Below are 1,310 nucleotides of genomic sequence, written 5' to 3'. Positions count from 1 at the left end.
GCTCAGCCCTCGCGCCACGGATCCCAGTTCTCATGAAATTTGCCTTCCAGAATGGCCTGGCGCATTCTTTGGGTGTAGCGCACGAGCTCCGTGATGTTGTGGATGGAAAGCAGAGTGTAGCCCAGGAGCTCTTGGGCGCGGATGAGGTGGCACAAATAGGCGCGGCTGAAGTGGCGGCAGGTGTAGCAAGGGCAGTCAGGATCGATGGGATCCAGGCTGCGGCGGTGTTCGGCATTCTTGATGTTCCAGCGTTGGCCGCGGCTGATCACGGTGCCGTGGCGGGCATAGCGCGTGGGAATGACACAGTCAAACAAGTCCACGCCGGCAGCCACTGCCGCCCGCATCTCGGCATAGGTGCCCACCCCCATGAGATAACGGGGGCGATCGGCTGGCAAGAGGGGGGCTGTTTGTCGCACCACCGCGTGCATTAGCTCCACCGGCTCTCCTACGCTGACGCCGCCGATGGCATAGCCGGGTAGATCCAGCCGACAGACTTCTTCCGCTGCCTGCCGACGCAGCTCCGGGTAAACCCCCCCCTGAACAATGCCAAACAAAGCCTGATCGGAGCGGCGGTGGGCTTCCACACAGCGCTTCAGCCATTGAGTAGTCCGCCGCACCGCTGCTGCCACCGCCTCAGGGCTAGCAGGATAGGGCGGACACTCGTCAAAAGCCATGATGATGTCTGCCCCCAAAGCATTTTGGATCTGGATGGAGAGCTCAGGAGTGAAGTGAATAATTCGCCCATCGTAAGGCGAGCGAAACGTTACCCCTTCCTCGTCGATTTGGCGGATGGCGCTGAGGCTAAAAACTTGGAAGCCGCCTGAATCCGTGAGGATGGGGCCTGGCCAGTCCATGAAGCGGTGCAGGCCCCCCGCCGCTTGAATGATCTCTTCGCCGGGCTGTAGGTGCAGGTGATAGGTGTTGCTGAGGATAATGTGGGCGCCGGTCTCCTTGAGTTGAGCAGGCGTGAGGGTTTTCACATTGGCCAGCGTTCCCACCGGCATAAAGCAGGGGGTCGGGATCTCGCCGTGGGGGGTAATGAAATAGCCCGCCCGCGCCTGCGTGTTGGGGCAGGTGCCCTCGCAAACAAAAGTAAAAGCCGCCAAGGTTAGCGCTCTGGATCCACTGCGTGCGCAGCCGAGCTTAGCATAAGAATCGGATCCCCTTCTAAAGCCCCCCAGCCCTTGACAGGGATCCCCTTTCTTGGGCATGCTTATAGATCGCTGCGGAACTGGCGGAATGGTAGACGCGCTAGATTCAGGTTCTAGTGGCAGCAATGCCATCGGGGTTCAAGTCCCCGGTTCCGCATT

Annotated in this window: 1 protein-coding gene and 1 tRNA gene; one reads left to right on the top strand and one right to left on the bottom strand. The window is 60.3% G+C overall.

The window, feature by feature from the left end; all coding sequences use genetic code 11:
- Positions 1–2 precede the first annotated feature (2 nt).
- On the bottom strand, positions 3–1,106 hold the full coding sequence (tgt, locus tag NW852_RS04425) for a tRNA guanosine(34) transglycosylase Tgt (protein WP_414371179.1): 1,104 nt from the start codon (positions 1,104–1,106) through the stop codon (positions 3–5).
- Between the two features lie 119 nt (positions 1,107–1,225).
- Here tgt and NW852_RS04420 point away from each other — a divergent pair.
- Positions 1,226–1,308, top strand: a tRNA-Leu gene (locus NW852_RS04420).
- Positions 1,309–1,310: the final 2 nt, after the last annotated feature.

Source organism: Synechococcus sp. H60.1 (genome assembly GCF_047462335.1).
Classification (GTDB): domain Bacteria; phylum Cyanobacteriota; class Cyanobacteriia; order Thermostichales; family Thermostichaceae; genus Thermostichus.
The sequence above is the reverse complement of the archived record's forward strand: the minus strand, read 5'-3'. Positions and strand labels throughout refer to the sequence as shown.